The 21,371-nt window shown below is 54.3% G+C and carries 21 protein-coding genes; 11 read left to right on the top strand and 10 right to left on the bottom strand.

Going from position 1 to position 21,371, the window contains the following annotated elements; all coding sequences use genetic code 11:
- Positions 1-715: 715 nt before the first annotated feature.
- Both ACILP3_RS05415 and ACILP3_RS05410 read right to left on the bottom strand, forming a co-directional pair.
- On the bottom strand, positions 716-1,768 hold the full coding sequence (locus ACILP3_RS05415; RefSeq protein WP_395615634.1) for a ribonucleotide-diphosphate reductase subunit beta: 1,053 nt from the start codon (positions 1,766-1,768) through the stop codon (positions 716-718).
- Between the two features lie 151 nt (positions 1,769-1,919).
- Positions 1,920-3,794, bottom strand: a complete 1,875-nt coding sequence (locus ACILP3_RS05410; RefSeq protein WP_395615641.1) for a ribonucleoside-diphosphate reductase subunit alpha — start codon at positions 3,792-3,794, stop codon at positions 1,920-1,922.
- Between the two features lie 895 nt (positions 3,795-4,689).
- Between ACILP3_RS05410 and ACILP3_RS05405 the strand changes: the two genes are divergently transcribed.
- Positions 4,690-6,210, top strand: coding sequence for a fumarate hydratase (locus ACILP3_RS05405; protein WP_395615633.1), 1,521 nt, complete (start codon positions 4,690-4,692; stop codon positions 6,208-6,210).
- A gap of 14 nt (positions 6,211-6,224) precedes the next feature.
- Here ACILP3_RS05405 and ACILP3_RS05400 read toward each other — a convergent pair whose 3' ends face one another.
- From ACILP3_RS05400 to rpsU, 3 genes are all read right to left on the bottom strand, one after another.
- Positions 6,225-7,262, bottom strand: a complete 1,038-nt coding sequence (locus ACILP3_RS05400; protein ID WP_395615632.1) for a VacJ family lipoprotein — start codon at positions 7,260-7,262, stop codon at positions 6,225-6,227.
- A 237-nt stretch (positions 7,263-7,499) separates the two neighbouring features.
- A complete protein-coding gene (locus ACILP3_RS05395; protein WP_395615631.1) occupies positions 7,500-8,123 on the bottom strand; it encodes an FKBP-type peptidyl-prolyl cis-trans isomerase in 624 nt (207 codons plus the stop codon).
- Between the two features lie 111 nt (positions 8,124-8,234).
- Complete coding sequence (gene rpsU, locus ACILP3_RS05390) at positions 8,235-8,441, bottom strand: 30S ribosomal protein S21 (protein ID WP_125231027.1); 207 nt, start codon at positions 8,439-8,441, stop codon at positions 8,235-8,237.
- Between the two features lie 278 nt (positions 8,442-8,719).
- Between rpsU and ACILP3_RS05385 the strand changes: the two genes are divergently transcribed.
- Positions 8,720-9,484 carry a class II aldolase/adducin family protein gene (locus ACILP3_RS05385; RefSeq protein WP_395615630.1) on the top strand — a complete coding sequence of 255 codons (765 nt, stop codon included), beginning with the start codon at positions 8,720-8,722 and terminating at the stop codon, positions 9,482-9,484.
- A 111-nt stretch (positions 9,485-9,595) separates the two neighbouring features.
- On the top strand, positions 9,596-10,135 hold the full coding sequence (locus ACILP3_RS05380; protein ID WP_395615629.1) for a (2Fe-2S)-binding protein: 540 nt from the start codon (positions 9,596-9,598) through the stop codon (positions 10,133-10,135).
- Between the two features lie 4 nt (positions 10,136-10,139).
- Here ACILP3_RS05380 and ACILP3_RS05375 read toward each other — a convergent pair whose 3' ends face one another.
- A complete protein-coding gene (locus ACILP3_RS05375; protein WP_395615628.1) occupies positions 10,140-10,724 on the bottom strand; it encodes an HNH endonuclease in 585 nt (194 codons plus the stop codon).
- A 171-nt stretch (positions 10,725-10,895) separates the two neighbouring features.
- Between ACILP3_RS05375 and gluQRS the strand changes: the two genes are divergently transcribed.
- From gluQRS to ACILP3_RS05360, 3 genes are read left to right on the top strand one after another with little or no spacing between them, the layout of a single operon-like run.
- Positions 10,896-11,768 (top strand): tRNA glutamyl-Q(34) synthetase GluQRS, encoded by an 873-nt coding sequence (gene gluQRS / locus ACILP3_RS05370; RefSeq protein ID WP_395615640.1) that lies wholly within the window; start codon positions 10,896-10,898, stop codon positions 11,766-11,768.
- Between the two features lie 43 nt (positions 11,769-11,811).
- Positions 11,812-12,039, top strand: a complete 228-nt coding sequence (locus ACILP3_RS05365; protein WP_395615627.1) for a hypothetical protein — start codon at positions 11,812-11,814, stop codon at positions 12,037-12,039.
- Positions 12,040-12,050: 11 nt separating this feature from the next.
- Entirely contained in the window at positions 12,051-12,632 is a 582-nt protein-coding gene (locus tag ACILP3_RS05360) for a cob(I)yrinic acid a,c-diamide adenosyltransferase (protein WP_395615626.1), read from the top strand.
- Between the two features lie 66 nt (positions 12,633-12,698).
- Here ACILP3_RS05360 and ACILP3_RS05355 read toward each other — a convergent pair whose 3' ends face one another.
- On the bottom strand, positions 12,699-13,520 hold the full coding sequence (locus ACILP3_RS05355) for a hypothetical protein (RefSeq protein WP_395615625.1): 822 nt from the start codon (positions 13,518-13,520) through the stop codon (positions 12,699-12,701).
- Between the two features lie 286 nt (positions 13,521-13,806).
- On the opposite strand from ACILP3_RS05355, the gene ACILP3_RS05350 reads away from it, so the two are divergent.
- The 4 genes from ACILP3_RS05350 (at position 13,807) to ACILP3_RS05335 (ending at position 16,412) form a co-directional block, all read left to right on the top strand.
- Positions 13,807-14,460 (top strand): energy transducer TonB, encoded by a 654-nt coding sequence (locus tag ACILP3_RS05350; protein WP_395615624.1) that lies wholly within the window; start codon positions 13,807-13,809, stop codon positions 14,458-14,460.
- 79 nt (positions 14,461-14,539) lie between these two features.
- Positions 14,540-15,298 (top strand): MotA/TolQ/ExbB proton channel family protein, encoded by a 759-nt coding sequence (locus ACILP3_RS05345; RefSeq protein WP_395615623.1) that lies wholly within the window; start codon positions 14,540-14,542, stop codon positions 15,296-15,298.
- A 94-nt stretch (positions 15,299-15,392) separates the two neighbouring features.
- Positions 15,393-15,935 (top strand): ExbD/TolR family protein, encoded by a 543-nt coding sequence (locus ACILP3_RS05340; protein WP_395615622.1) that lies wholly within the window; start codon positions 15,393-15,395, stop codon positions 15,933-15,935.
- Positions 15,936-15,956: 21 nt separating this feature from the next.
- Entirely contained in the window at positions 15,957-16,412 is a 456-nt protein-coding gene (locus ACILP3_RS05335; RefSeq protein ID WP_395615621.1) for an ExbD/TolR family protein, read from the top strand.
- 479 nt (positions 16,413-16,891) lie between these two features.
- On the opposite strand, the gene ACILP3_RS05330 is transcribed toward ACILP3_RS05335, so the two are convergent.
- The 3 genes from ACILP3_RS05330 to ACILP3_RS05320 all read right to left on the bottom strand — a co-directional run bounded on the left by ACILP3_RS05330 (position 16,892) and on the right by ACILP3_RS05320 (position 19,987).
- Complete coding sequence (locus tag ACILP3_RS05330; RefSeq protein WP_395615620.1) at positions 16,892-18,202, bottom strand: M20/M25/M40 family metallo-hydrolase; 1,311 nt, start codon at positions 18,200-18,202, stop codon at positions 16,892-16,894.
- 75 nt (positions 18,203-18,277) lie between these two features.
- Entirely contained in the window at positions 18,278-19,138 is an 861-nt protein-coding gene (locus tag ACILP3_RS05325; protein ID WP_395615619.1) for a Brp/Blh family beta-carotene 15,15'-dioxygenase, read from the bottom strand.
- An 87-nt stretch (positions 19,139-19,225) separates the two neighbouring features.
- Complete coding sequence (locus tag ACILP3_RS05320) at positions 19,226-19,987, bottom strand: bacteriorhodopsin-like (protein WP_395615618.1); 762 nt, start codon at positions 19,985-19,987, stop codon at positions 19,226-19,228.
- Between the two features lie 338 nt (positions 19,988-20,325).
- On the opposite strand from ACILP3_RS05320, the gene ACILP3_RS05315 reads away from it, so the two are divergent.
- Entirely contained in the window at positions 20,326-21,366 is a 1,041-nt protein-coding gene (locus ACILP3_RS05315) for a glycine zipper 2TM domain-containing protein (protein WP_395615617.1), read from the top strand.
- Positions 21,367-21,371 lie beyond the last annotated feature (5 nt).

Below are 21,371 nucleotides of genomic sequence, written 5' to 3'. Positions count from 1 at the left end.
GACCTCTGCTGCGAGGCGTGGAACAAACTCATAGATCAGCCTTGGCGCATTATGACCATCGGCCATCGTAAATGGGCCAGTGAGTTGTGATCAATGCAGGTTGGTATAAGTATGCTGCATCAAGAACAGAAAATGTAATAACAATTGGAAGACTGTAAATTATTATTTGTTCTTTCGAAACAGCCGCTGACAGTCCTATGACTGCAGCAACCATGGTCATGCAGTAACCTTTCAAATTCGCATTATTTGATCCCATCCGCGAAATTGCATTTTGGACAAATTCCAAATGCTTCATCCGCATTTCTGGCCATTTATCGCGAAACTCGTCGGGCATATTTTCTCCGCAATAGCTTCTGGCTGTTTAAACATCTTTACGCCGTCGTTTTCGGCGACCGACTCAATACCGATGATCTTCTTTTGCGACGGTCGAAGCTGCTTGATGGCTCGTCCCAATCGTCGCAAGTGCTAGCTATACTCGCCAACATATTGTTAAAAAATGTGAAGTCAAATTCGTTTTGGAGGTTTTACACAACATTACCAATGACTTGAGCGTAACGCTATCTCCGCTGCTGCCTTTCACCCTCATGCTTGGGGACAGCAGCCCGGCGTGTTCATTCGCACAGAATGCGCACAAAAAACTGCCGCGCCTCTTTGCAGAAGCGCGGCAGCGGGAATGTCTAACGCGATAGCGTTTAAATCAGATCATGGAGAAGGCTTACTCCGCCGCAACTCCAGCCGCTTCAAACATGTCCATGCCGTCATTTTCGGCGACGATGACTTCGGCGATGTCTTTCTTCTTACGGTTGTCGAAGCTGTTCCATACTTGGCCCCAATCGCCGCGTGTCGACGCCTTGCTGTACTCGGTGGCGCGGGTTTCGAAGAAGTTGGCATGCTCGACACCGTTCAACAATGGCGCGAGCCATGGCAGCGGGTGGTCTTCGACCATGTAAATGGGTTGGAAGCCAAGCTGACCCAAGCGCCAATCGGCGATGTAGCGGATATAGCGTTTGATTTCCTTGGCGGTCATGCCGGGGACGGGGCCCATTTCGAACGCGAGGTCGATGAAATTATCTTCCAGACGGACAACCTTCTGGCAGCAATCGATAATGTCTTCCCGCACCGACTTGGTGAGGCAGCCACGTTCGGCGCAAAATGCGTGGAACAGCTTGGTAATGCCTTCGCAGTGCAGGCTTTCGTCGCGGACCGACCAGGATACGATCTGCCCCATGCCCTTCATCTTGTTGAAGCGCGGGAAGTTCATCAGCATCGCGAAAGATGCGAATAATTGCAACCCTTCGGTAAAGCCGCCGAACATCGCGAGCGTGCGCGCAATGTCTTCGTCGCTGTCGACGCCGAATTGGTGGATATAATCGACCTTGGCCGCCATTTCTTCATATTCGAGGAACGCCGAATATTCGGACTCGGGCATGCCGATGGTGTCGAGCAAATGGCTGTAGGCCGCGACATGGACGGTTTCCATGTTGGAAAAGGCGGTCAGCATCATCTTGACTTCAGTCGGCTTAAACACGCGGCCATAATTTTCGTGGTAGCAATTCTGCACCTCGATATCGGCTTGCGTGAAGAAGCGGAAGATTTGCGTCAGCAGATTGCGTTCATGGTCCGAAAGCTTCTGCGCCCAATCGCGGCAATCTTCGCCCAAAGGCACTTCTTCGGGCAACCAATGGATCTGCTGCTGGCGTTTCCAGAAGTCATAGGCCCAAGGATATTCAAAGGGCTTGTAGCTGTTACGCGCTTCTAACAATGACATCTTCGTTGCTCCAATTTTTCCTCCCTTGGGGGAGGTATGCGGGGATTTTCCCCTGTTTTATCTATCGTCGCTCCAGCGGAGGCTGGAGCCTATTTCGCCTATCGGTCTCAACTGCGAGACGTGATGGGCCCCAGCCTACGCTGGGGCGACGTCACTGACAGGCCAAGCATTCTTCATAATCAGTTTGGGCCGCAAGCTCGATAACGGGTGCTTCGGCGGTGTTATCCGCCTCAACCCCGCCGGCAAAACCAGCGCGTTGGATCGACTTCGAACGCAGATAATAAAGCGACTTCACGCCCAATTCCCATGCGCGGAAGTGGAGCATGAGAAGGTCCCATTTTTCCACATCGGCAGGGATATAGAGGTTCAGCGACGTTGCCTGGTCGATATAAGGCGTGCGGTCCGCGGCCAGTTCGATCAACCAACGCTGGTCAATTTCGAAGCTGGTTTTGAACGTGTCCTTTTCCTCTGGCGTGAGGAAATCGAGATGCTGAACCGATCCGCCCTTTTCCAATATGCTGTTCCAGACATTGGTCGAATCCTTCGACTTTTCCTGCAACAGTTTTTCGAGATAGGGGTTCTTGACAATGAAGCTGCCCGACAAGGTTTTGTGCGTGTAGATATTGGCCGGGATCGGTTCAATGCAGGCGCTGGTACCGCCGCAGATGATCGAAATCGACGCCGTTGGCGCAATCGCCATCTTGCAGGAGAAGCGCTCCATCACGCCCATTTCTTCTGCGTCGGGGCAGGCGCCACGTTCGTTGGCGAGCATCATCGATGCCTCATCCACTTGTGCGCGGACATGTTTGAAGAACTTCATGTTCCAAGATTTGGCAAGCGCGCTTTCAAAGCCGACGCCGCGGGACTGCAGGAAGCTGTGATAGCCCATGACACCAAGGCCGATCGAGCGTTCACGGCTCGCTGAATATTTGGCCCGCGACATTTCGGGCGGCGCACGATCAATGAAGTCCTGAAGCACATTGTCGAGCATGCGCATCACATCTTCGATGAAGACCTTATCGCCGTTCCATTCGTCCCATTTTTCAAGGTTGAGCGACGACAAGCAACATACGGCCGTCCGGTCATTGCCCAAATGGTCACGGCCCGTCGGCAAGGTGATTTCCGAACAGAGATTCGATGTCGACACCTTCAGCCCCAGATCGCGGTGATGCTTGGGCATCGCGTTGTTCACGGTGTCGCTGAAGATGATATAGGGCTCGCCCGTTGCAAGGCGGGTTTCCACCAGCTTCTGGAACAAGGAACGGGCATCAATGGTGCTGCGCACTTCGCCTGTCTTGGGACTGCGCAGGTGGAATTCTTCACCAGCGCGGACGGCTTCCATAAATTCGTCGGACAGCAATACACCGTGGTGCAGGTTCAACGCCTTACGGTTGAAGTCGCCCGATGGCTTGCGGATTTCGAGGAATTCTTCGATTTCGGGGTGGCTGACGTCCAGATAACAGGCCGCAGAGCCACGACGCAGCGAACCTTGCGAAATCGCAAGTGTCAGGCTGTCCATGACGCGGACAAAGGGAATGATACCGCTGGTCTTGCCGTTGAGGCCAACAGGTTCACCAATGCCACGGACATTGCCCCAATAAGTGCCAATGCCGCCGCCGCGCGACGCAAGCCAGACATTTTCGTTCCAAGTGTTGACGATGCCTTCAAGGCTGTCATCGACTGAGTTCAAATAGCAGCTGATCGGCAGGCCACGGCCCGTGCCGCCATTGGACAATACGGGCGTTGCCGGCATGAACCATAAACGCGAGATATAGTCATAAAGACGCTGCGCATGCGCCTCATCATCGGCATAAGCCGACGCGACGCGGGCGAACAGGTCCTGATAGCTTTCATCGGGCAACAGATAACGGTCCTGCAACGTGTCCTTGCCGAATTCGGTCAACAAGGCGTCGCGTGACGCATCAGTGACGACATTGAAACGACGCACATCAACGGACTTGCTTGACGCAGGCGTCTTTGCTTCAACGATTTCCGCCTTTACCGCTTCAGCTACTTTTTCAAGCATATCTGTCATCATTCCTGCGGTCATGTCGTCCGCGCCTTGGCCTGTATCCCTGAAATCCATTTTAACCTGTAGCTCCATTCATTGCGGCGACCTAAAACTGGTTGTCGGCTTACCGACATCCAGCAACCTGCTGTATTTTGGCGGGAACCGATGTTCCCATATTGTTCGACTCAGGGCGCGAAACTCCCTATTAGCATTTTTTGGCCTTCTCAGGGGGAGTATTTTAACTTGTCCCCAGCTTATCGACGGGAAAAACGGCCCCCGCCGACACATATGCCTACTGAAGCATAAAGCACAATTTGTGGTAATGCCCCCTGTGGCCAACCGCTACCTATAGTGCCTTATTCATTCCCAGACGCAAGATGTAAAATGCAATTTCTCCATCTCAATTCGTCGCTAATGTGATTCCATTCGTCGCACATTGGTGCGTCGTAACAGCGAGCGACGCGCGGACCTGCTAAGTGAAATTCAGAGCGCAAGATGTAAAATGGCCCAATGCATATTTTTTAGATGCCGAAATGAATGTATCGGCTGAGGGCGCATTTTCGCTGTTCTGGCCGCGGGTGCAAACTAGGATTTGCAGTGTCAGATTCGGTGCGCAAATCATGAACCGCAAAGGCGGCGATCTATGCCGTGTCGCAATGCCGAACCAACGCGATGTGCGAGCGCCTTCTAGCTGTGGCGGATCCCCGCCTTTACGGGGATGACGGGGATGGCGGGAATTACGGGGGGGGGGGATGAAGTGACGTTCGCGGGACCGACCGAAGCCTTTCATTAAGCGCGGTTGAGGCATCGCGCTTGTTCGCCAATGTCCTTTTGCGTCACACCAAATGAAGCTTGAATAGGCGCTCGAGCGCGTTAAGGGGCATGCTATACTTAAAGCGTAGGGGCCGACATGACTGTAATAATCCGCAATGGCGACTTGATCGAAAGCGTGGCCGACGCGTTACAATATATCAGCTATTTCCACCCGATGGATTATATCCGGGCCTTGGGCGATGCGTATGAAGCGGAACAATCGCCTGCCGCCAAGGACGCTATCGCGCAGATCCTAACCAACAGCCGCATGTGCGCAGAGGGGCATCGGCCGATTTGCCAAGACACGGGTATCGTTAACGTCTTCGTCAAATGGGGTATGGATTGCCGTTTGGAAGACACATCCACCTCTTTGCAGGACGTGATCGATGAAGGCGTGCGCCGCGCTTATTTACATCCCGAAAACAAGCTGCGCGCGTCGGTGCTTGCAGACCCAGCCTTTACGCGGCGCAATACCAAGGACAATACGCCGTGCGTTCTGCATGTCGACCTTGTTCCCGGCGCCAAAGTGTCCGTTGACGTTGCCGCCAAGGGCGGTGGCAGCGAAAATAAGTCGAAGTTCAAGATGATGAACCCGTCGGACAATATAGTGGATTGGGTCGTGGAGATGCTACCGCAAATGGGCGCTGGTTGGTGCCCGCCCGGCATGTTGGGTATCGGCATTGGCGGCACCGCGGAGCATTGCGTGTTACTGGCCAAACAAGCATTGATGGAGCCCATCGACATGGGGCCGTTGAAGGCGCGCGGACCGCAGAACGACATTGAAGCCATGCGCATCGAGATTTTTGACAAGGTCAATGCGCTTGGCATTGGCGCGCAGGGGCTTGGCGGACTTTCGACGATATTGGATGTGAAGATCCTGGATGCGCCATGTCATGCCGCAGGTAAGCCAGTTGCCATGATTCCCAATTGCGCCGCCACGCGCCACGCCCATTTCACATTGGATGGAGCTGGCCCTGCCTTTTTGGAAGCGCCAAAGTTGGACGAATGGCCCAAGGTCGATTGGAAACCTGATGCAGCGGCAATCCGCGTTGATCTCGATACGCTAACGCCGGACGTCGTGGCGGGTTGGAAGCAAGGTGATCGCCTGCTGCTGAACGGCAAGATGCTGACTGGCCGCGACGCTGCCCATAAGCGCATTGCCGATATGTTGGCCAAGGGAGAAGAACTGCCCGTCAGCTTCAAAGGCCGCATGATCTATTATGTCGGCCCAGTCGATCCGGTTGGTGAGGAAATTGTCGGGCCAGCAGGGCCAACAACCGCGACGCGCATGGACAAGTTCATGGATATGATGCTTGAGCAAGGCCTGCTCGCCTGCGTTGGCAAGGCTGAGCGCGGCCCAGCGGCAACCCAAGCCATCGCCAAGCATAAGAGCGCCTATCTCATGGCCGTTGGCGGCGCGGCCTATCTCGTCGCCCGTGCGATCAAGGGCAGCAAAGTCGTCGGCTTTGCAGATTTAGGCATGGAAGCCATTTACGAATTTGAAGTGCAGGACTTTCCCGTCACCGTTGCGGTCGATAGCGATGGCAACAATGTCCACCAATTAGCGCCTGCTTATTGGCAAAAGCGGATTAAGGATGAAGGACTGTTAAACGGTTAGATAAGCCATGAGTTTTATGGCACCGCCGGTGCTGGCGATTGCACTGTGGGTTTGGCTGGCGCTGTCGGTTTGCTTGTCGCTGTGGGCAAGGAATCCATAAACTCCAGATCGGCTAGGTTGATATCGGAATTACACCTTTTGCCCTTCAGCACATCAATTTCTGCTTGCCGCTTCTTGAGATAATATTCGCGCATCGCGGCATAGGGGGTCCCGCTTTGCTGGACTCGCGTCAGGATTTCATCATTCCGGACTCGGTCGTCGATAGACGAAAGAATGCCCTTGGACGCTGATATGATTGGATCGGCAAAGGGCTTTCCAGCTGCCGTTGGTAAAAGCGATAGGTCGACGACCCGTCCAAACAGGTCGCGAATGGTCGTCGATCCGATCAGCGGCAAGAACAGATAAGGCCCTGGGCCTACGCCATAAAAGCCCAAAGTATATGCCAAACCGTTTGAACGGTGCGGCAAATTGAAAGGCTTCTTTTTCGCGACATCCAAGAGCCCGGCGACACCCACCGTTGAGTTGATCGCAAAGCGACCCACAGTTTCAAACGCTCTGCCGATTTTCAACTGCAGCAAAAAATTCACAAAGACGACAGGCTCATCAAGGTTGTTTATGACATTATGTATTCCGTCGCGCACGGGGTTAGGCACAGCCGCTTCGTAACCTTGGGCGACTGGCGCTACGAATGCGCCGTCGATCGCTTGGACTGCGACGAACGACACTTCATTGACAGCCTCTACGGGATCGCCGGGCGGCGGCCCTGTTCTTGCGGTCACCACGATGATGTTTTTGTCTGTTGCCTTAGCGGTGGCCGGATCGGCCTGCTTTATCGTATCGGACGGTAATGGTTCTAAGGTGACGGTATCGGGATTGGCAACAGGCGCACTTACAACACCGGCATTATCGGCGGCCTGAACCGATATTGGCATTTGAACGGTGACAGGCGCAGATGCATTCGCAGCTTCAACTGCGCTGGGTGCTTCGTTGGCGGGCGGGCATTGCAGTGATCCGGAGAGCATCGCAATCGCTACGATATTGGTAATGCTCAACTTCGGCTCCTCTGGATGGTTCCTGCTTAGTCCCTTTTTGGCCCAAGCCTGATGTCCGAGCAATGAACATTAGTCAACGCATGGAACATGTGCCTTGCATAGATTGGTGCCAATGCAGCCCTTACGGTGGCTGTCGTTTGTGCACGACACATTATCAGCAGCTTTATCGGACGGAAATAAGCAGCTACCGACGTGTTGCTACAAAATCTCGCACCTTAAAAAGAACCAACATTGCTCTTACTGACCGCGCATTTGGGCGTCAATTTGGGCCTGAATTTCGGGTGGTAGGCCCTGCGCCGCACCGCCAGCCGCGTCACCAGCGGCACCTTGCTGTTGCTGCATTTCCTGCATCTGCTTTTGCATTGCCTCGATTTCGGCGCGTGACTTGAACTCAAGTAGCTCGACATCGAATGTCAGTTCGCTTCCACCGGGAATGGCGACTTCGCCTGTTTGCGGGTTGCGCTGATCCTCTGGCCCATAGCCGAGCTCAGCTGGTATCCACAGGCGATATTTGCCGCCGCGCTGCATGATCTTCAGACCTTCCGAAAAACCTGGAACAACGCCCGTTACAGGAAAGCCAGCTTGCGGGTTTTGGTCAAAAACGGTGCCGTCCTTCAACATGCCCTTATAACTCACGAGGACCACGTCATTGTCCGTAGGGTTGGGGCCTTCGCCAGCTTCCATGATTTTGTAGCGCAGGCCAGATGACGTCGTCACAACATCACCAAATTCCTGCCGCACGTCGCTCGTTCCCCAATATGCCAAGCCACCACCTGCAGCGAGGACCAAGGCAATCGCGGCCCAATATTTGGTGAGCGAACCTTTTTTAAGTGGCTGAATGGGAACGGCAGTGACGGACATAAAAAATTCCTATTGGCTGTGTTGCGCGCTGACTAGCAGAAAGCGACGCGGATTCTAGACACAAAAAAAGCGCCAATGAAAGGCGCTTTCCTTGTTGAAGAGTGCAGACGCTTATTTCGCGCCGTCACGTTCCTGTTGCTTACGCTCCATCTTGCGGGCGCGACGAACAGCAGCAGCCTTTTCACGCGCGCGCTTTTCCGATGGCTTTTCAAAATGACGACGAAGCTTCATTTCGCGATACACGCCTTCACGCTGCAGCTTTTTCTTCAGCGCGCGTAGGGCTTGATCAACATTATTGTCGCGAACCATGATTTGCATAAAAAACTCTACTCCGCATCGAATCGGCAAAATGGCTTAAAACTGCCACTTTGAAAGGCTAAAAACGAAAATCGCCGCGTTCACAGGCGGCGTGTTGATGTGGCCCCTACCCATGTCGCCTCCAAATATCAAGCGGAAATGGCGCTTTTTGTGGGCTTGATTGCTGTTTGAAGAAGCAGCTAGCGGGAAACTATCGGCCTTCGCCCAATCGGCTAATACTTGCCCTCACGCCTTGTTCGTTTCATAATGCAACGCAACTGAAGAGCAGGAGAGAGCGCATGGCGACCCAATTAAAGTCGAATAGCAAGTATAGCGAGGCGGAATGGACTGCGCGGCAAGAGCTTGCGGCCTGTTACCGGATATTTTCGATGTTCGGCTGGGATGAGCTTGTGTTCAACCACATTACGGTCAAAGTGCCTGACGAGGACGGCGCGTTTTTGATTAACCCTTATGGCATGCATTTCGGTGAAATTACCGCGTCGAGCCTCATCAAAATCGATATTGATGGCAACAAGATCGATGCGGATAACCCGTGGCATGTAAACAAAGCGGGCTTTGTTCAACACAGCCTGTTCCATCGCACCTTGCCCGACGCCCATGCGATCATTCACACGCACACCACGGCAACCGTAGCGGTGTGCAGCCTTGAGGGCGGCTTGCAGCCTGTGAACTTCTACGCATGCAATTTCATCGGCCAATTGGCCTATCATGACTTTGAAGGCGTCACTGTACGGGAGGAAGAGGGGACGCGGTTGGTCGAACATCTCGGCGACAAGCGGATATTGATGCTGCGTAACCATGGCCCTGTCGTCATGGGCAAGACGCTCACTGATGCCTTTATCAAATATTGGGCGCTGCAGCGCGCGTGCGAGCATCAGATGGCGACGCTACAAATGGGTAAGCCAATTACGGTGTCGCCAGAGGTGATCGCCGTACACCAGCGCGATTTATACATGGCATCGCCCCCGGGCGGATCGGGCCGCGTTGAATTTGACGCGATGGTGCGCAAGGTGGACCAAATCGACAAAAGCTGGCGCGATTAAGATTGTGGGCATCCCCCTCCCGCTTGCGGGAGGGGTTAGGGGAGGGTAGAACCATAAAATGATACCGCGACACGCCCTCCCCCGTCCCCTCCCGCAAGCGGGAGGGGAGTGATGACCAAATTCACCGTCAACGACCGCCCCATCCAATATAAGATGGACCCGCAAACGCCCTTATTATGGGCGCTGCGCGATGCGTCGAACTTGACGGGCACCAAATATGGCTGCGGCATTGGCGATTGCGGTGCATGCATGGTCGAAATTGATGGTGAGGCTATCCGTTCCTGCCTTGTGACCATAGCCGAGGCGGAGGGGCGCTTTGTCACGACGATTGAGGGCTTGAGCCGTGACCGGAGCCATCCGTTGCAACAGGCGTTTGTGGCCAGCAATGTCCCGCAATGTGGCTTTTGCATTTCCGGCGTCATCATGGCAGCGTCAGTGTTACTGAAGAAAAACAGCAACCCGACCGATGCTGAAATTGACGCTGCGATCACCAACCTGTGCCGTTGCGGTATTTACCCACGGTTGCGCGGCGCGATCAAGCGTGCGGGCCGTGTCATGCGCGGCGAAGAACGTATCGCCGCCGCCCCGCCGCCGGGTATCACCCCTGAAGACGCAGCGCGCACAGTGCCCGCGTTGACGGTTCCGAAATAAGGGCTCAGCCCTCTAGTTCGATATCCCAGTATAACCAGTCGTGCCATGTTTCATGTAGATGGTTCGGTGGAAATGCGCGGCCTCGGTCTTGTAATTGCCAGCTTGTCGGTCGGATCGCCGCCATGTTGAGCTGCATATGCGCCTGCTTAGGCGTGCGGCCGCCTTTTTTAAGGTTGCAGTGCAAACAGGCGGTGGTGACATTTTCCCAACTGGTAATACCGCCCATACGACGCGGAACGATATGGTCAAAGGTCAGATTGTCGCCCGACCCGCAATATTGGCATTCGAACTTGTCGCGCAGGAACAGGTTGAACCGCGTGAATGCCGGATATTCCGACGGCTTCACATATTGACGCAGCGCAATCACCGACGGAATTTTCATGTCCAGACTTGGACTATGCACATGTCGGTCATAGTTGGAGACAATGTCGACCTTGTCGAGGAAGACCGCCTTAATCGCGGTCTGCCAAGGCCAGAGGCTTAGCGGATAATAGCTTAATGGCGTGTAATCCGCGTTCAGCACAAGCGCAGGGCAATTTTCCGGGTGCCTTGCCCGCCCCGCTGCCTCGAAAGTTCCGGTATGCAACATAAGTCGAACCTACTCCCCTGTTATCATACATGCTTTAAGCCTATTAGCGTTACAGCAATCTGACAGTTGCCAACCTATTTACACATATGGTGACGTCAATAGGGTAAAGCCACTGAATGTGGTATAATTGGGGATAATTTTTTGACGGCATTTGACTTCATTTATGCCTATCTGGGCCAGATCGTAGAACCAAGGGGTCCGGTGGTCACCAGATTTGCCCCGAGTCCCAATGGACAATTGCATTTGGGGCACGCCTTTTCGGCGCTGTGTGCGCATGAATTTGCGCGCGCTTTTGGTGGTCAGTTTCGCCTTCGGATCGAGGACATTGACGGGACACGCAGTCGGCCCGAGCATATCGAAACGATCCTTGCCGATATGCAGTGGCTTGGGCTCGCGCAAGACGGCGATGTGCAGTTCCAATCGCAACATACCACCCGTTATGTGGCCGCGCTCGACCGGCTGAATTCCGCTGGTCTGTTATATCGCTGTGGTTGCACCAGAGGCGACATAGCCGAAGCGTTAAAGCATAAGCCTGTGCCCCATGGCCCGGACGGTCCGCATTATCCGGGCACCTGCCGAGATCGGCCCTTTGTGGGAGATGCTCCATATAGCTGGCGCCTCGACATAAAAAAGGCCGTGGACTTGGCAGGCCCGCTGTTGTGGATGGATTTGGCGGCGGGGCAGCAGTTTGCAGACCCGACGGCCTTTGGCGATGTTATATTGTGGCGCAAGGACGCCCCGGCATCTTATCATCTCGCCGCGACCGTTGACGATGCCGCCGATGGCATAACATATGTGGTGCGGGGCAAGGATCTGTTCGCTTACACCGCTATTCATCGGCTGTTGCAGAAATTGCTCGACTTACCGGTGCCAGAATATTGGCATCACCCGCTCTTGCTGGACAGCGCGGCCGAAAAGCTGGCCAAGAGCAAATCCTCACCTGCTTTGTCCGCCCGCCGTCTAGCAGGCGAAAGCGGAACGGAACTTATGGATAATTTGCGTCACCGAACGCTTCCGCTTGGAATTTCCTTATCTGATGCTTAGATAGGGGCAACGGGGTATTGGCCCTGAACAAGGACTTCTCCCGATGACTATATTGTTGGTTCTTCTCATCATTGGCGCCGTTGGTGCCGTTGCCTTCGCGTTAATCCGCGGACTGCATGCTTTTGCCAATTTGCGTCCGGCAGATGTGGATGAAGCCGGTCTGCCCAAATCACTCGCGGTGCAAAACAAGATGATGTTTGCGCGCGTGAAGTGGCAGGCGATCACGATCGTGTTGCTTGCTGTTTTGGTACTTGTGGCCGGATCGCAATAAGTAAATCGCTGATGGTTAAGCTCAACAAAATATATACGCGTACGGGTGACGATGGCACAACGGGCCTTGTCGACGGCTCACGTGTTTCGAAAACGGCTTCACGGTTGCATGCAATTGGTGAAGTCGATGAAACCAATAGCGCGCTGGGCGTTGCGATCCAGTCGCTTGCGGCGGATGAAGGCGATACGCCTTTGGTGCAGGAACTGCGCCGAATTCAAAATGACCTGTTCGATTTGGGCGCAGATATTGCCACGCCTGGCGAAAATTTCGAACCTTCGCCGATGGAATTGCGAATTGTTGCATCACAGGTTGAATGGCTTGAAGGGGCGATTGATAATGCGAATGCCCAACTTCCGCCGCTGACCAGCTTCATCCTGCCGGGCGGTAGCTTGCCAGCGGCACAGATGCATATGGCGCGAGTAACAGCGCGTCGCGCCGAGCGCGCTCTTGTTGCGGCATCGCTGGATGTCGCGGTCAACCCGCAGGCGCTGCATTACCTTAACCGCCTGTCGGACTATCTCTTCACTTTGTGCCGTTTAATCAACGCAACACGGGGCGGCGATATCCTGTGGGTGCCAGGCGCATCACGCTGAGGGACGCGAGGACCGCGAATGCGGCAATGGCAAAAGGCATGGATTGTTCGGCCCTTTATGTCTTGGCTACCGGTTACGCCCGCACGGCCCTAGCGATTCAATAACAAAGCTATAGTCGGCCTGCGCACGGGCGGTATCTGCCTTCGACGCGCCTTCAACACGGTCAGCAGGCAGAGCGCGCGGAAGACCGCATGCCAAGCGATACCATAATAAGGTAAAGCGCTGCGGTGCGGTTGCAGATGCGTCAATGACTTCGGCTGTTGAGACGGCCCATATTTTTTGCTGGCCTGGGCGGCTCAATATTGTGAGCGAAAGCGGCTGGTCATTGTCCGTTTTCACGAAAATCTGCGTTTCGCCTTCCCCCAATACGGTCCCGGCGCTGTGAAAGGCGCTGCTTACGCTGGCAATGCGTCGCGCAGCGTTAACTTGGACTGCCTCTTTCGTGATGGCCCGGACGAGCGCATCGTTATTGGCGCTAAATAAAGCCAACGCATTTGGCCGTGCCAGCTGGACTTCGCCGGGACGACCGGCCACTTGACGGCCAAACAGATACATGCGCTGTTTTTCAATTTTGGGAATTTTCCCTTTCGCGTTTTTGGGTATATCGAGCAGGAAACGCACGCGCGGCGTGATGCCCCCTTCGCCACGAATCAATGCCATGACGTCGGCCTCCACCAAAACGCGTTCGAGCGAAGTTGGGACACCTGCCGCTTGTTCGGTAGGCAATTTTCGGACCTTTCGAACGGTCACATCGACAATGAGAGGCGAAATTACCACCAAATCGGCAATATCTGCATAGCTCGCCTTATCGGCTTCGATGACAAAGGAGGATGGCAGGTCAAGAGGCGCTTGCGCCAATGTTGCGGTGCTGAAACCTAATAAAATCAAGCATAAACCTGTTTTCGCATGACCGAATCGCATTCATTAAACCTTTCTTTGCCCGTCTGAGGCCGTCGTTTCTGCCTCTATCATATTGTGGGATATTACCTACCCATCGATGAATTGCGTCTTAATAGCAGAATCCGGATTGCTTGGCCCGTAAGGGTTGGCTAATGCGTCGTTGAATCGAGCAAAAAAAAATAGATTTCGATATCGCTGGGGTACATCAGGGGCGTGTTTAAGCATGCTGCCATCATGTACTGTTTTGTTTTGAAGGTAGGAGAGTTTTTTCCGCATGGCATATGCTGATCAAGATGGGATGAGCACAAACCGTTTGGTTTCTGTCATCATTGTTATCCTACTTCACGCTTTCCTCGGTTATGCCTTGGTCACGGGTCTTGCGTATGACGCGGTCACGGTCATCAAGGAAAAAATGACCGTTGTAGACGTGAAGGAAGAAGAGCCACCCGAAGAAGAAGAGCCACCACCCGAGCCCGAAAAGCAGATCGAGCCACCTGTTGTCTCGCCTCCGCCATTGGTTCAGACGGTAACGCCGCCGCCAACGATACGTACCGTTGCAACGCCGCCACCCTCTGCGCCGATCGTGCCCACGGCTGCTCCGCCAGCACCACCCCCACCGGCCGCTCCGGCGGGACCAACTTCTGAAGCAAAGCCGCGTGGCAACCCAGGCAACTGGGCAAACACGAACGACTATCCGTCGCGCGCGTTGCAGCAGGAGCGTGAAGGAACGACTGGTTTCCGCGTAACGATTGGCGTGGACGGACGTGTTGTTGACTGCGTCGTTACTCAGTCCAGCGGCCATGACGATTTGGATGCGGCAACATGCAGCAACGTAAAGCGTCGTGCGCGTTTTGAGCCTGCCGTTCGTAACGGCGAAAAGGTTCAAGGTTCTTATTCGAACCGCGTACGGTGGCAGATACCGAAATAATTTCACGGCCCGGCAAAGGGGGAGCCTTCGCGTCGGGTCTTTTTTGCTAGATAGTTCTATTTTTTGAGAGGTAGTTAAAATGTCGATTTTGTTTCTGACTGCGGCCGGTGCCGCAAACCCAGATGTGGCCGCACAATTCGGTCTTATCCCTGCGCTTAACGAAGGTGGCCCAATTTCATGGTCGATCTTCATCGTCATGGTCATCATGTCGATCTTTTCGTTCTACATCATGTTCACCAAGCTGTTCGAACAGCAGAAGGTGCTGAACCAGTATAAAGAAGTCCGTGCGCAATTCTGGCGTGCTGCAACGCTTGAAGAAGGCGCCGCAAAGCTCGAAAAGAACAGTGCATATCGTCAAGTTGTCGACGACGGCATCGCAGCACAAAAGCAGCACAGCCTTTTGACCGACCCAATCGAAGCACATGATTGGTTGCACGGCGCGATGGCCCGGTCGGAAGATTCGATCAACAACAAGCTCGCGAGCGGTCTTCCGTTCCTTGCAACGGTTGGCGCAACTGCTCCGTTCGTTGGTCTGCTAGGTACGGTTATCGGGATCTACTCGGCACTGATCAAAATCGGTATCGCGGGTCAGGCCGACATCGGCAAGATCGCTGGTCCAGTTGGTGAAGCTCTAATCATGACCGCTATTGGTCTGTTCGTTGCTGTTCCTGCCGTTCTTGCCTACAACTGGCTGCAGGCACGTAACAAGACGATCGCACGTAGCTTGGCTACTTTCTCGAACGATGTGCTCGGTTACATCTCTTCGGGTGGTCGCCTGAAGCCTGCCGTTACTGCAGCAGTAGCAGGCAAGCCAGCGCCAGCAGCGGTTAAGAAGTAAGATTGGGTGAGGGCTGCGTTTTGCGCGCAGCCCATCCGCCAGCATCTGCTGGCGCTCGATTTTTGACCCAATTTAGTTAGAAGAGGATTGGCCAATGGCAATCAGTTCAGGAGGCGGCGGCAATGATGCGCCAATGTCTGACATCAACACGACGCCGCTCGTCGACGTCATGCTGGTGCTCCTCATCGTGTTCCTCATCGCAATTCCAGTCGCCATTCAAACGGTGAAACTAGACATTCCGATCATCAAGTTTGAGCCAACGAAAGCAAAGCGTGAAAATGTTTTGTTGTCAGTGACAACAACTGATGTCGGCGGACGTGATCCAGGCGACCCCGCGTATCAGGGTGCGAACCCCGGCGGCGAGTGTCGCATTTACTGGAACGTTACCCCGGTTGATTCGACCGAATTGGTCGATCGTGCTGCAAAGCATTTGAAGGCCGAATTTGAAAAGCTGGGTGGCCCAGAAGCCGCCGCTGCTGGACAAATCTTGCCTGAAATGTTGCCTGAGGCGCATATCCGTGGTGACATTAACACGCCCTATCGTTGCATCGGTGGTGCAATTTACACCATGCAAATGGCTGGTTTCGCGCGCGTCGGGTTCATTTCGTCGCCATTCGAAAACGCGAATGTCCAGTAAGCAATTTAAGGAGCAATCATCATGGCAATGAGTGGCGGTAACGATGATGGCCAGCCGATGATGGAAATGAACACGACGCCGTTAATCGACGTCATGCTCGTTCTCCTCATCATGCTGATGATCACCATCCCCCCGGTTTCGCACGCCGTTAATATCGACCTTCCAGTCAACGACCCTAATGCACCGCCGCCGGTGGATCCTATTGATCCTGTTATCAACAAGATCATCATTCTGCCGGACAGCACTATTCAATGGAATGGCACGCCCGTTACATTGCAGCAGATGGAGCAATATCTGGTCCGGACACGGTCGATGACACCGGAGCCGGAGCTTCAGTTCCAGCCAGCCCCAACGGCGCCTTATGACACCGTGGACAAGGCACTGGTTTCTGTAAAGCGCAGCGGCATCACCAAGTTCGGCTTTGTCGGCAACGAACAATATCGCGTCTTCGGCAAGGCGTCGCGTGAGGGACGTTAGTCTAAGGCCTTAGAACTAATCGACATGGAAAGGGGCGGTGCAGAAATGCGCCGCCTTTTTTTTTGGCGATGAGAGGTGGTGAGGGCCCTATCCATAGCGCCAGCCTCAACACCCCAAACGTTTCACGACGAAACCCTTGCCGTTACCGACCCACGCCGCGTCGCTCCAGCGGAGGCTGGAGCCTATCCCGCCTCTCGTTCTCGACCGACAGACGTGATGGGCCCCAGCCTGCGCTGGGGCGACGGTAGTTTTGGGGCCGGTACGCTAGTTTGGCTGCAGGGCGGTGTGGGCGGGGCTACTCGGGCGCGGTTTGCGCAAAACGCATAATCAACCCGCCCCGTCGCTCCAGCGCAGGCTGGAGGCTATCGCGCCTTGCCGGCTAGGCCGACAGACGCGATGGGTGCTAGCCCATGCTGGGGCTAGGGTATATGCGTGCGAATACCGCGTTTAAATGTGCTTTGCCATGCCTTGCGGCAAAGTTACTTCCCGTAGGAAAGCCGCGTCATCAATATGGCTGCTCGCTTCGCTTGACGCTTGATGCTCGCCAGATCGACGGTTTCGCCGGGAGCATGGTCGCCCTTGCTGTAAACGCCGAGGCCTACAAGTCCGTCCACGTCATTTGCAACGAAACTTATATCGCCAGCACCACGTTTCAACGGGTCAAGTACGGCCTGTTCGGCAAGACCAAGGTCGCGGTTGACGACATTAAGACCAGCCAGAAGGGCCTTGTTGCCCTCCGTTGGTGCCATTGCCGGATAGCTTCCCGGGTCAAAGCTGATAGTTGCTTTGGTCTTCGGTGCCGATGCGGCAACGATATCAAGCATTTTTGCACGGACACGCGCGCTTTGTTGTTCGGATAAAGTCCGGAAATCGCCGCGCGCAATAGCTAAGCCTGGGATAATATTGGTTTTGCCCTTCGCACTTACGCGGACGCCATCTGTGTCAAAGTTCACTTCCTGCCCAGCTGCGACCAAGCCGACGTTGAATGTCAGGTTCTGCTCAGGCAGTTCCGTCCGGAACCGGTGCAAGATGCGGGCAAGTTCAAAAGCGGCGCCATCACCATAAACATTATCGAATATCAGGGAACTGTGTCCCGTGACGCCGGACACTTCCAATTTCCAACTATTGGACGACCGCCGGGCTATGACACCCATATCCTTGCCATTTTCAATCGAAAGCCCCTCAAAATCGAGCGCTACGTCGGCTGTCTTGCCGGCTGCGATCAACGGCGCACGTGTGATGTTGATGGGGTCGCCAGCGTCCTCCTCATCCCCCGTCATATGGATTTCTATGCTGGCGTCCTTCAACGTGCCCGCCGCTTGCATTGCGCGTAAGGCTGACACGATGACGACCATGCCGCCCTTGTCATCGCCTGCGCCCGGGCCAATCGCTTGCTCACCATTGCGGACGAAGGTCTGGAACGGGCTATCTGCCTCAAACACCGTGTCGAGATGGGCAATGAGCAACAGTTTCTTCGCGCCCTTCTTACCCGCCTTGGTCGCGACGAGATGCCCCGAACGACCCGCTTTCGCCATATCGATCCATTCAACCTTGAAGCCGAGTGGCTCCAACTCGGCCCGCATCATATCGCCGACGATCTTTACGCCGGAAAAGTTCATAGTGCCCGAATTCTGGTTCACCAGCTTTTCAAGTAGGGTGATGGATCGTTCATATTCCGCATCAACGGTCGCGACCATTTTGGCTTCGGATGGCGACAATTTGGCATGCGCCATGGGTGAAAGGACGACGAAGGCAAGGCTGCTGCACAGCATCAAGGCGCGGAATTTCATGATACACTCCCGATTAAGACCTGCATGATGTGCCGCGCTTTGTCGATTGAGGCAAGGGCGTTGAACCGGCCAATTTTATGCAGGTTTTTTGTCCGACAGAATATGTTCCAGAATGAAATGCGGGACAGTCAGCGTGGATATCAAAATGAAAGCTGTCCGGATGATGCCCATGTCAGCGGGAACGTCGCCCTGATACAGGAACATCAATACACCCAGGCCCAATGACAAAGAGAATACCGCGCAAATAATGGCGGTCTTCTTCATCGGTGACAGGTCCCCTGTCTCACGTAACGCGTCGGCCATATGCCGCGGTGAATGGAGCCCGCAAAAGAATATCGCAAATGCCACAAGTGGCGGCAGGAACAAGGCGGCGGCGATGCAGGCAAGCACCTCCAGCGCGCTTTGCTTGTCATCGTGACGAAATGCCCAATAGGCAAAAACCAGACTGCCCAAGACTGCTGGGACCGACGCTGCGCCAAGTAACGCGGCAATCACTGCGCCGTTGTCGCTGCCGGTCAGCGCGGCGAATATCATGGCAACATCGTCAGGGCTGGCAAGCGCCGGCAATGCCACCAAAGCCCAGCCGACCATCATCGCTAGGAACGGGTCAACGCCGCCGCGCCAATCGCGACTGAAATGAACGATAGAAATGATGAGAAACGAAATGAGCGCTAGCTCAGGCAGTTGGAGCCATAAAATGATCATGGCACCTGCACAGCCAAGATAGCCGCCAATGATTTTAGCTTTACCGGCAAATCCCTTTTGCCCGAAATGGGCCGCGGCGATTTCAACGTCCAGCGTTCCGTGCGGGACGCCTGCGAGGACGATTGCGACAGCAGCCAGCATATTGACATGGGTGCCGTCCATAACACCCCAAAAGCGATCTATGACAATTAACAACAGAGTAGCCGCTGGTAACGCAAACAGGCGCAACATTTTTGGAAATGTTGCGCCTGCAGAATGCGAGTATGAAATTGTAGTCATATAGGAATGTACGCCACCGACGCGGCGTACGTCCTTATTTTAGCCATGGGCCTTGTCGCCATATTCGGCTTGCGATTTGCGTACTGCGATCATGTAGATCAAGACGCCGACGCCTGCCTTTGCGATCAAGTCAGCAATTGTATAGCCGACCTGTACGCCCACGGTTACGTCCGAACCGCTCAAGTTGGTGTACGGAATCATGTATACGATCGGGTAGAAACCCCATGATGCGAAGGTCAACAAACGCGCCTTCTTCACCAATTCGCGAACATTTTCTGGTTGATTTTCGATCGACGCACCGAGACCAGCAAACAATTGCCACATGATGTAGACAAATGGGATCGCCGACAATGTGCCCCACAATACGCGGGTTGGAATGTCTGTTGCGATTTCACCTGGGTAGCCCAAAATGATCATCAGAGCTGCAGCGCCGCCGAGCTTAATCGACTTTGAAACGGTTTCTTCCTGAGACAAGCGCATCACGAGGATCAGCTCGATCAACAACAATGGCACGGTCAACAACCAATCGACATAACGATAGGCATCGTTAAATGCGTAACCACTTGCGGCTACTACGCCGCCTTCAACGGTATATGCACCTTCCCAGCTCTGGAAAATGCGGAAATAGTGATAAGCGGCGATGGCAGTAACCAAGCCGGAAATCGTAAGCGCGGTCTTGTAGGCGGGGCCTACTTGCGAGCGACCGAGCCACAAAAACAGCGTTGCCGCTGCCATGGTGGCAAATGTAAATGAGAACGCATTATAGACCAATGAATACTGGCCAAAACTAAGATTTTCCATGTTTTTCTCCCCCCTTTTAATGACACCACTAAGGGTGTCGGGAGCGTGAATGTTAACCTAAGCATTTGATGTGTCAACCCATCCTTTATACCGGCTTTTCCCCTATATTGCTCTAAACAATTCGCTAATTGCCCCCACTGGCGCGTTGGGAGGCGCAGCAATTTATCTGTTGTTGATTATAAAATCCCGCGGCTGGACGCCCAACTCTCGAACTGGAAGCTGCACACTGAAAAGGGACTTTTGTCCGCAAAGTACAGCTTGCGAAGGTTGCGAAATGGAACATACCTGCTTGGAACCGATTACGCTTTCACAAAACAATTACGTGAAAAGAGAATCTCATGAAAAGTCCGATATTATTCGCAGGCCTTGCGCTTGCTGTTCTCACCCCTTCTATCGCCTCTGCGCAGGATGACGGTTGCCGGCGCGACGGCAATGGCCGGATTATTGGCACTGTTATTGGCGCAGGCGCAGGCGGCGTGCTGGGCAATGTAATCGCCGGACGGGGCGACAAGACCGAAGGCTCCATAATCGGCGCTGTCGTTGGCGCGGTCATTGGCAATCAGGTGTCCAGATCGAACCGTGGGGATTGCCGCACAGCTTACGGCTATTTTGACGAGCAAGGTCGCTGGCATTCCACTGGGGTCAGCGCGTCCGATGCACGTGGTTATTATGACCGCAACGGCGCTTGGGTTGATGGTCAGCCAAACGGATATTATGACAATGGCCAATGGATCATGGCGAACGGTGAGCGCGACGGCGCAGGCTATGTTGACCGTGACGGCTATTGGGTTCCGGCATCATCCGTCGGCTATTATGATCGCAACAATCGCTGGGTAGGCGGGACCGCAACGGGCTATTACGACTCCAACGGTCGTTGGGTCGCTGGCTCCACACGCGGACGTTACGATGCGCGTGGCCGCTGGATTGCAGGAGATACGGGTTATGCCAATGAAAACACCGCCAATTGGAACGCGGTGGAACAGCCAGGATATTATGACTCCAACGGCCGCTGGGTCGCTGGCCAAGCTTATGGCTATTATGACCCGCAGGGACGCTGGGTCTCAACACGTCAGGGTAGTTACCAGAATAGCCAATATCGACCGGGCACGGGTTCATATGGACTGAATCAAATGCCGATGGATGTTTTAAGCCGGATTAGCTGGATGCGGGAATATGTTCAGAGATCGGTGCAATCACGGCAAATGAACCGAGCAAGCGCGCAATATGCGCGTCGTGAGCTGACCGCGATTGAAACGCAGAACCGGCAGTTCAACCGGGACGGTCGACTTACATCACGTGAAGAGCAGACGATACAGCGACGTCTGGACCGGCTGACAAAACGCTTTCAACAAAGCGAACGTCAAGCGCGCAATTATTAAAGCCA

Source organism: Sphingorhabdus sp., from assembly GCF_044239665.1.
Taxonomy (GTDB): domain Bacteria; phylum Pseudomonadota; class Alphaproteobacteria; order Sphingomonadales; family Sphingomonadaceae; genus Sphingorhabdus_B.
This window is presented reverse-complemented; position numbering and strand designations above follow the sequence as displayed.